This window comes from Acidisphaera rubrifaciens HS-AP3 (genome assembly GCF_000964365.1).
Taxonomy (GTDB): Bacteria; Pseudomonadota; Alphaproteobacteria; order Acetobacterales; family Acetobacteraceae; genus Acidisphaera; species Acidisphaera rubrifaciens.
Window position 1 is genome coordinate 1 of sequence record NZ_BANB01000782.1, and the last position, 2231, is coordinate 2231.

3 protein-coding genes are annotated in these 2231 nt (G+C 71.1%); 2 read left to right on the forward strand and 1 reads right to left on the reverse strand.

Going from position 1 to position 2231, the window contains the following annotated elements; all coding sequences use genetic code 11:
- Both B8460_RS17625 and B8460_RS17630 read left to right on the forward strand, forming a co-directional pair.
- Positions 1 to 921 (forward strand): type II secretion system protein GspD (locus B8460_RS17625; RefSeq protein ID WP_048862928.1); only part of this gene is annotated, 921 nt, incomplete at its 5' end.
- Positions 921 to 1745 (forward strand): type II secretion system protein GspK, encoded by an 825-nt coding sequence (locus B8460_RS17630; protein WP_048862929.1) that lies wholly within the window; start codon positions 921 to 923, stop codon positions 1743 to 1745. The genes B8460_RS17625 and B8460_RS17630, both read left to right, overlap by 1 nt.
- A gap of 12 nt (positions 1746 to 1757) precedes the next feature.
- Here B8460_RS17630 and lexA read toward each other — a convergent pair.
- A partial coding sequence (gene lexA / locus B8460_RS17635; protein ID WP_048862930.1) for a transcriptional repressor LexA occupies positions 1758 to 2231 on the reverse strand: 474 nt, incomplete at its 5' end.

The window sequence follows — 2231 nt, forward strand, 5'->3', positions numbered from 1 at the left end:
CGCGTGACCGCCGACCGGTCGAACAACGCGCTGATCATCACCGCGACGGCGCAGGAATACGCGCCGATCGAGGCCGCGCTGCAAAAGCTCGACATCGCGCCGCTGCAGGTGCTGATCGACGCGACGGTGGCCGAGGTGACGCTGACCGACAACCTCAGCCTCGGCCTGCAGTATTATTTCAATTCCGGCGTCTTCCGCGGCATCTTCGCGCCGGGCGTCAAGCCGATCGCGGGGACGGGCACCGGCCAGTCGCTGTTCTCGACCTTTCCGGGCGTGGGCTTCCTGTCGGGCTTCAACTTCGGCTACTCGTTCGGCGGCACCAACATCATCCTGCAGGCGCTGGCCAGCCTGACGACGGTGCGGGTGCTGTCCTCGCCCAACCTGCTGGTGCTCAACAACGGCACCGCGCGGCTGCAGGTCGGCGATCAGGTGCCGATCGCGACGCAGTCGGCCACCAGCACGCTGACCAACACGGCGCAGACCGTGAACTCGATCGCCTACAAGGACACCGGCATCATCCTCAACATCATCCCGCGCGTGAACGCGGGCGGCCTCGTGCTGCTCGACATGGCGGAGGAAATCAGCTCGCCCCGCGGTACCACCACCTCGGCGCTGGATTCGCCGACCATCTCGCAACGCCGGGTGACCAGCTCCGTCGCGGTGCGCGACGGTCAGACGATCGGCCTCGCCGGGCTGATCACCGACAACCGGCAGAACAGCACCGTCGGCATCCCGTGGCTGAAGGATTTGCCCTATGTGGGGTTCCTGTTCGGCACGCAGTCGGAAGCGCTGACCCGGACCGAGCTGATCGTCCTGATCACCCCCCATGTCGTCCGCACGCTCGAGGACGGCGACGCGGTGACACAGGAACTGCGCGACAAGCTGCGCATGACCGCGCCGGTCCTCAAGCTCGGGCGGTGATGGACCGGCACCGCGCCGCTTCCGAGCGCGGGATCGCCATCGTGGCGGCGCTGTGGGCGGCCGCCATGTTCGCCATCGTCACCCTCAGCGTGTCGCAGATCGTGCGCGCCAATGCCGGCATGGCGCATGGCCGGGCACAGGTCGCCGCCCTGGATGCGGTGGCCGACGCCGCCATCAACATCACCATCCTGTCGATGCTCGGCCCGCGCCCGGCGCAGCCGCCGCTGAACGCCACCGCCTTCACCGTGCCGTTCGAGGGGCACGCCGCGCGGGTGCGCGTCCGTGACGAAGCCGGGCTGATCGACCTCAACCTGGCACCTCTGCCGGTGCTGCAGCAGCTCCTGCTCGGCGCCGGGCTCGACCCCGGCGCGGCGGCGGCGGTGACGGAGCGCATCCTCGACTGGCGCGGCAGCGGCGGCCCCCACTCGGGCGGCGCGTCCGGCGCGGGCGGGCACCGGCAGCGTTTCCAGTCGGTGACGGAACTGCTGCGCGTCGACGGCGTCACGCCCGCGCTGTACCGCCGCGTCGCGCCGTTGCTGACGGTTTATTCGCAGACGGCGGGGATCAGCCCGGCCTTCGCCGATCTCGCGGTGCTCAATGTCTACCGCCCGCTCGATCCGGCCGCCGAGGCCGCGTGGCGACGGCTGGAGGAAGAACAGGCCGGGCTGCGCGCGCCCGACCCCAGCCCCGGCGTCGCGGTCGGCCACGCCTTCACCATCACCGCCGAGGTGGCGGGTGCCGACGCGGCACGGGTGGTCCGCACCGCCACCATCCGCCTGACCGGCCGTCCCGACGACCCGCTGCTGGTCTATCGCTGGGAGTGACGGGCCGGGCGCTCAGTAGCGCCGCAGCAGGCCGACCAGCCGGCCCTGCACGCGCACACGGTCGCCGGGGAAGATCTGCGTCTTATAGGCGGTGTTGGCCGGCTCCAGCGCCACCGAGTTGCCACGCCGGCGCAGCCGCTTGAGCGTCACCTCCGCCTCGTCCACCAGCGCCACGACGATGTCGCCGGTGTCCGCTGTGTCGCCCTTGCGGATGATGACGGTGTCGCCGTCGAGGATACCCGCCTCCACCATCGAATCGCCCGCGACCTCGAGCGCGTAATGCTCGCCGCCGCCGAGCATGGCGGCCGGCACCTCGATCTGCGCGCCCGAGTCGCGCAGCGCCTCGATCGGCAGGCCGGCGGCGATGCGGCCGTACATCGGCAGATGCACCGCCGGCGCCTCGGCCGCGGTGCGCGCCCCGGCCAGGCGCGGAGTGAAATCGCCGCGGATCACGTTGGGGGCGAAGGCATGCGCCGGGGCATAACC

Bases quoted from the DNA above. Each gene is read 5' to 3' on its own strand.
- B8460_RS17630 (WP_048862929.1), top strand. From the start codon at position 921: ATGGACCGGCACCGCGCCGCTTCCGAGCGCGGGATCGCCATCGTGGCG.